The sequence below is a fragment of the Mesorhizobium sp. P3_A9 genome (assembly GCF_056402975.1).
Map to the genome: position 1 here is coordinate 1 of NZ_JBFUGJ010000319.1, position 6,759 is coordinate 6,759.

Below are 6,759 nucleotides of genomic sequence, written 5' to 3' on the forward strand. Positions count from 1 at the left end.
CAACCGAGGGATGGCAAGATAAAAGGGCGCACATTGCGCGGCGGTCGGTTGGTTGTATTTGCTGGGCTTCTTGCCGCTTTCCGCACATTGCTGCGAACAGGCGCAATGTGCTGAACGCATGCAAATCATTGTATTTGCTATACTTTTGGCAGGGTGAGGGCGCATGCGATGCCCGATGAGGGCGAGTTCCGCGTCCGTCCAGGTCGCATTCGCTCGACACGAGCCCAATCGTCGCGGCCCTTCATCGCCCAAGCTCTTGCTGCCGTTCAGAAGTCTGGCGGCGGCGTGTCGCGGGCCGGAGGGATCGGGTCAGGCAAGCGCTCGCAGTTCGGACGTGGCAGGGCAGCGAGCGTCCAGGCCAACCGCTTGCTTACCGGCCGCTCCCGCGTCGCCATGATCAAGGCCCGCGTGGTTCGTCATTCGAAGCGTGGCGCGCCACTGGCGATCCACCTCAACTATCTGCGGCGCGAGGGCGTCACACGCGACGACGCGAGAGCCCGCATGTTCGGACCAGAAGTCGACGAAGCGTCGCCCCCGGATTTCGTCGCGCGCTGCAACGACGACCGGCATCATTTCCGCTTCATTGTCTCGCCCGAGGATGCCGTCGAAATGGCCGACCTGAAATCCTTCACCCGCGATCTCATGGGTCGCATGCAACAGGATCTCGGCACGGCGCTCGACTGGATCGCGGTCGATCATTGGAACACCGACAATCCGCATGTCCACGTCATCCTGCGCGGCCGGGCCGACGACGGACAGGACCTGGTGATCTCACGCGACTACATCAGCCGGGGAATGCGCGATCGCGCCAGCGACCTGGTCACGCAGGAGCTTGGCCCCCGGTCCGATCTCGAAATCCGCCGGCATGTCGAGCGTCAGGTCGACGCCGAGCGGTGGACCGGGCTCGACCGCCAGTTGCTCCGGGACGCACGCGACAACGGTGTCATCGATCTCGCGCCGCATGCCGATCGCCAGCCTGATGAATTCATCGTGCTCAAGGTGGGGCGGCTGCGCAGACTGGAGACACTCGGGCTTGCCGAGCAACTCGGTCCCGGCCAATGGGTTGTCAGCGACAGCGCGGAGGCAACGCTGCGTGCGATGGGTGAGCGCGGCGATATCATCAAACGCATGCAGCGCGCATTCTCGGCCCGCGATATCGAGCGCGCGAGCGCCAGTTATGTAATCGCGGCCGAGACCATTGATGAGACGATTATCGGCCGCCTGATCGAGCGCGGACTGGATGACGAACTCAAGGGCACCGCCTATGCGGTCATCGATGGCGTCGACGGCCGTTGCCATCACGTCCGGCTCGCCGATATCGAGGCGGCGGGCGATGGTGCGCCGGGCTCGATCGTCGAGCTGCGCACATTTGAGGACGCCCAGGGACGCCGGCGGGCGGCGCTTGCCGTGCGCTCCGATCTCGACATCGGCGGACAGGTCGATGCGGACGGGGCGACCTGGCTCGACCGGCAGGCGCTCGCGCGTCCCGCGGCGGCACTATCGGATGGCGGCTTCGGCGCCGAGGTCCGCCTGGCGCTCGAAAGGCGCGCCGAGCACCTGGTCGGACTGGGGCTGGCTGAGCGGAAGCCGGGCGGAACAGTCTTTGCGCGCAACTTGATCGGCACGCTGCGACAACGGGAACTCGACGCGCTCGGAAGCAGGCTGGCAGCCCAAAGTGGCCGGTCGTTCAACCGTGCCGGCAGCGGCGACTTCGTGTCCGGCACCTACAGCCAGCGCTTTGCGCTCGCATCTGGCCGTTTCGCGATGATCGATGACGGCCTCGGCTTCCAGCTTGTGCCCTGGACGCCTTCTTTGGAGCGCCATCTCGGCAATCACGTCTCCGGTGTTGTCCGCGCTGATGGCGGCACCGATTGGAGTTTCGGCCGCAAGCCTGGTCTCGGCCTGTGACCGCGCTCTCCCTTGCGCCGGGGATCTTGGGCTGCCGATCCCCTGTCTTCCTTGCCGGCAGCGCGACGCGACGCGATCGGTGCGAGACGGCTGTTGAATCTCGCATCAACCTTGCTGACTTTTCGCCACGAGGAGGAACCAATGTCGGGAACGAAAGTCCTTTGGGGGCAGATCGTCATTGTCTTCCTGATTGTGCTCTTGACGATCTGGGGATCGACGCAATGGTCCGCGTGGCAACTGGGCTATCAGCAGCAACTGGGGGTGCCGTGGTTCGTCATCGGCGGCATGCCAGTCTACTATCCGCCTGCCATCTTCTGGTGGTGGTATTTCTATGATGCCTATGCGCCTGGCATCTTTGCGCGTGGCGGCCTCATTGCCGCCTCGGGCGGCTTCATCGCGATCGCCGTGGCGATCGGCATGTCGCTCTGGCGTGCCCGCGAGGCGACGAAGGTCGTGACCTACGGTTCCGCCCGCTGGGCCGATAGGAGCGAGGTGCAGGCGGCAGGCCTGCTCGCGCCGGACGGCGTGGTGCTGGGCCGGTACGGGCCGCACTATCTACGCCATGACGGGCCGGAGCATGTGCTTTGCTTTGCCCCGACGCGTTCGGGCAAGGGTGTCGGCCTCGTCGTGCCGTCGCTGCTGACCTGGCCCGGCTCGGCCATCGTCCATGACATCAAGGGCGAGAACTGGAGCCTCACCGCCGGCTTCCGCGCCCGGCACGGCCGGGTGCTGCTGTTTGATCCGACCAATGCAAGATCGGACGCTTACAACCCTTTGCTCGAGGTTCGCCGTGGTGAATGGGAGGTGCGCGACGTGCAAAACATCGCCGACATTCTTGTCGATCCGGAAGGCTCGCTTGAACGGCGCAACCATTGGGAAAAGACGAGCCACGCGCTTCTGGTCGGCGCGATCCTGCATGTGCTCTATGCCGGACCGGACAGGACCCTGGCCGGCGTCGCGGCATTCCTCTCCGATCCCAAGCGGCCGATCGAAKCGACCCTGGCAGCGATGATGACGACGGCGCATCTGGGGCAGGRCGGACCCCAYCCCGTTATCGCCAGCGCSGCMCGGGARYTGYTGAACAAGTCTGACAACGAACGCTCCGGCGTGCTCTCGACCGCGATGTCCTTCCTTGGGCTCTATCGCGATCCGGTGGTGGCGCAGGTGACCCGCGCCTGCGGCTGGCGCATCGCCGATCTGGTCGCCGATTCTCGTCCGGCGACGCTCTACCTCGTTGTTCCGCCCTCCGACATCAGTCGCACCAAGCCGCTGATCCGTCTCATCCTCAACCAGATCGGCCGCCGCCTGACCGAGGATTTGCAGGCGAGGGCGGATCGCCATCGATTGCTTCTGATGCTGGACGAGTTTCCGGCGCTCGGACGACTCGACTTCTTCGAATCCGCGCTCGCTTTCATGGCCGGCTATGGGCTGAAGAGCTTCCTGATCGCGCAGTCTCTCAATCAGATCGAGAAGGCCTACGGGCCGAACAATTCCATACTGGACAATTGCCATGTGCGCGTCAGCTTCGCGACCAATGACGAGCGCACCGCCAGACGTGTCTCCGACGCCCTTGGTACGGCAACCGAGCTGAAGGCGATGAAGAACTATGCCGGTCACCGGCTCTCGCCATGGCTCGGTCATCTCATGGTTTCGCGCTCGGAGACGGCGCRGCCATTGCTGACGCCCGGCGAGATCATGCAATTGCCGCCTGGTGACGAGATCGTCATGCTGGCGGGCACGCCGCCGATCCGCGCGAAGAAGGCGCGCTATTTTGAAGACCCGCGGTTGCGAGAGCGCATCCTGCCGCCACCCGCACCTAGGGCGCGAGCCGAGCCGGAGCCTGACGATTGGACAACGCTTCCGTTGCCGCTTCCGCCAGCGGGGATGGCTGCCGCGCCCGTCGCGGTGAAAACCCAGCAGGAATCGACGGATTCCGAGTTGCGGCGTCAACCCGAACTCGATCCCCCGGCCACGGCGGAGCCGCCGCTCGTCAACGAATTCGAGATCGACGCGCCTGACGAGGCGGATGATCTCGCTGCAAGCAGCAGCCGGATGGCTGGCCTTGTGCGGGGCGTGGCGCGTCAGATCGCGCTCGATCCGGACGATGGCATGGAGCTGTGACGACTGTGCCGGCGACGAAGAAAAAGGTGCAGATTTCTGTCTATCTTGATCCTGCCGTGATGGCGGCGCTGCTCGACTATGCTGCCCGGCGCGATCGCTCGCAGTCGCTCATCGCTGAAGCGGCGATCGCCTCTTTCCTCTCGCCCGACGCCGACGCGCAAAGCGAGGCGGCGATCTCCAGGCGTCTCGACCGGGTCGACCGCCGGATCGCGCGGCTGGAGCGCGATGTCGGCATCTCGATTGAAACGCTGGCGGTGTTCATCCGCTTCTGGCTCGCGACCACGCCTGCCTTGCCGGAACCGATGGCGCAGGCGGCGCGCGCCAAGGCAAGCGAGCGCTACGATGCATTCGTCTCTGCTCTTGGCAGGCGCCTGGCCAAGGGACCGACCTTGCGGCAGGAAATCCCCGAAGACGTTGTGCCGTCCAGCGATGCGGAATGACGATGAAAGGCATGTCGGCAGAGGCGCCGCCCACGCTAGGGCGGCGGCGCCCGCTCTGTTGATGCCGGCTGGGTTCTGCTGCTGATGGCGCTCAGTTGGCGGCTCCGCACAATTGCGACGTCGTCAGTCCTGGCGGCACGTTTTCCGTGGGACCAAATCCGTACTTGGCCATGAGGGTGGCGATCGTGCCGTTTGACATGACCTTCGCCAGACCCTGATTGTAGAGGTCGCGCAGTTCGCCATCGTCCTTCCTGAACGCGATCGCGATGTAGCTGATCGACTTCTCGTCCGTCGTGAACGGGCTGGCGCGCTCCAGGTCGGGGGTCCTGTTGCCGGCCAGCAGCCCGATCACCGTCGGGGACGAGAACACCGCGGCGTCGATGCGGCCGGCGCGCAGTGCGGCGATGTTGGTCTCGATATCGGGGAACTGCAGGATGCGGTCCTCCGGCACGCCCTCGGTGATGGCGTTCTTGATGACATTGCTGCCGCGGCCGCCGCCCATGATCGCGTCGGATTTCTTGGCAAGATCCGCATAGCTATGGATCGCCTTGGGGTTGCCGGCGAGCACGATCGCCGCGTCGTCCGATCTCAGGTCGGGCGCGCCGAAGGCGACCTGTTGGCATCGCTCCGGCGTTATCGACAGGCCGGATGCGACGGCATCGAAACGCCCGGCCATCAGGCCCGGGATCAAGGCGCCGAACTCGGTGACCTCGAAGTCGACCTGCTTGACGCCGAGATCGGCGAAGGCAGCTCTGAGGAGATCCGGATGCCAGCCGAGCAACTCGCCGGTTCCCTCCTTCTTGTAGCCCCACGGCGAGCGGTTATGGATGCCGATGACGATGCGTCCTTCCTTCAAGACGCGTTCTTTCGTGGTCTCCGCCGCGGCCGGTAGTAGAGATCCAACAAGCGCGGCATAGGCGATGCAGGCCAGGCCAATGGCGGCAGATCGGGCTCGAAATTTCATCGGTGCAGTCCTCCCGTGAGATTGAGTTGTTGCGCGCAGGCGTTCCGCCTCAGCCGCGCGACGCTACGTTTGAAGGCGGCAATTCGTCAATATAGATATACAAAATATGTACAGAATATTGCGATATCAGCAGTGAGGGCTCTCGCTCGTGGCGACGAGGGGAATACGTTTGTTCGTGAGTTGCGATTGGGTTGATGGTGGAATTCGCGGCCTTGATCTACGCGGCCTGGTGCGTATTTCCTCCAGGTCGCCGTTGCCAACCCTGGAGGCGACGAAACGCCATCCAGAGGGCTCCCGCGCAATCGTGACAAGGCAGCCTCGCTCTTCGGCGCCTGTCAACAAGGTGCTCACCAACAAGAAACTGCTGCCGACATCGGAGCATAAACTCTACGGCCTGCGGCACACTTTCGAGGATCGGGCTGACGGCAGTTGAGGCGCCTGAGGAAGCAATCGCTCCCTTTATGGGCCGCAGATGTATGCGGCCGAAATACGCGCCGCACCATCCTTGGCGCAGAGGCGCCTGTGTGGCTTCAAAGAATCGCCTCTATTCGACCCGCGAGGATCAGACTGATGGGAACGTAGGGTTTATCGTCTTCTTGTTTGTTATCTGCCAGCTTGCTCTGAGGACCATTTGACCCGTTTCGCCAGGAATTCAGCGAAAGGCTTTACATTCATCCCAACGCTAGCCTGTTCAAGCCCAGCGAGGTATGCCTTCCGGTCCTCCACTCTCACCACTGTCCAGGCATAGCCGCCTGATGCCAGCATGGCATTCATCAGAAAGCGAGCCACGCGTCCGTTTCCGTCAGGATAAGGGTGAACATAGCCGAGAAGCCAATGCCCCAGAACAGCGCGAACTGCGGGGTCTGCTTCGGCTTCTAGTAGATCGAATAGCGCATCCATGCCGTCGAGTACCGCCTCCACACGCGGCGGTACGTGAGATGACCCCTTGAGATACACAGGGTGGTTTCGATAACCGGCGAGAGCGCTCGCTTTCAGTATGCCTGCACTCACTGAGGGCGCGAAGAGCTCCCTATACCATTCGCGATGCGCATCCCTTGTCAGTTTACCCGCAGGTGCGCCGTCGATAATCGCGGCAACCGCATCCTTGACCTTTTGGAACGCCTGATAGTAGCCGCGGGCGGCCAGCGCATCGCGGTTCTTACGATCTGCTTCATCGATCTCTGGATTCCAGCCGCCATCGCGCACGCGATCGATCAGTTCTGGCGTAACGCTGTAGCCTTCAATCGACAACGAATGATAGGCATCGCTCTCATAAATATCTTCCACGAATTTCATATAGCTATCCTTGTCGGACGGCAGCCCGGG

The 6,759-nt window shown here is 63.3% G+C and carries 5 protein-coding genes; 3 read left to right on the plus strand and 2 right to left on the minus strand.

What is annotated here, in order from left to right; translation table 11 throughout:
• The first annotated feature begins 168 nt into the window (after positions 1 to 168).
• The 3 genes from AC1DX0_RS28385 to AC1DX0_RS28395 all read left to right on the plus strand — a co-directional run bounded on the left by AC1DX0_RS28385 (position 169) and on the right by AC1DX0_RS28395 (position 4,469).
• Positions 169 to 1,908: a relaxase/mobilization nuclease domain-containing protein gene (locus AC1DX0_RS28385; RefSeq protein ID WP_477223589.1), complete on the plus strand. Its 1,740-nt coding sequence runs from the start codon at positions 169 to 171 to the stop codon at positions 1,906 to 1,908.
• A gap of 141 nt (positions 1,909 to 2,049) precedes the next feature.
• Positions 2,050 to 4,029, plus strand: coding sequence for a conjugal transfer protein TraG (locus tag AC1DX0_RS28390; protein ID WP_477357708.1), 1,980 nt, complete (start codon positions 2,050 to 2,052; stop codon positions 4,027 to 4,029).
• Between the two features lie 5 nt (positions 4,030 to 4,034).
• Complete coding sequence (locus AC1DX0_RS28395) at positions 4,035 to 4,469, plus strand: CopG family transcriptional regulator (RefSeq protein WP_477223742.1); 435 nt, start codon at positions 4,035 to 4,037, stop codon at positions 4,467 to 4,469.
• Between the two features lie 91 nt (positions 4,470 to 4,560).
• On the opposite strand, the gene ehuB is transcribed toward AC1DX0_RS28395, so the two are convergent.
• Both ehuB and AC1DX0_RS28405 read right to left on the minus strand, forming a co-directional pair.
• Positions 4,561 to 5,433, minus strand: coding sequence for an ectoine/hydroxyectoine ABC transporter substrate-binding protein EhuB (gene ehuB / locus AC1DX0_RS28400; protein ID WP_477223591.1), 873 nt, complete (start codon positions 5,431 to 5,433; stop codon positions 4,561 to 4,563).
• Positions 5,434 to 6,036: 603 nt separating this feature from the next.
• A partial coding sequence (locus AC1DX0_RS28405) for a Fic family protein (protein WP_477357711.1) occupies positions 6,037 to 6,759 on the minus strand: 723 nt, incomplete at its 5' end.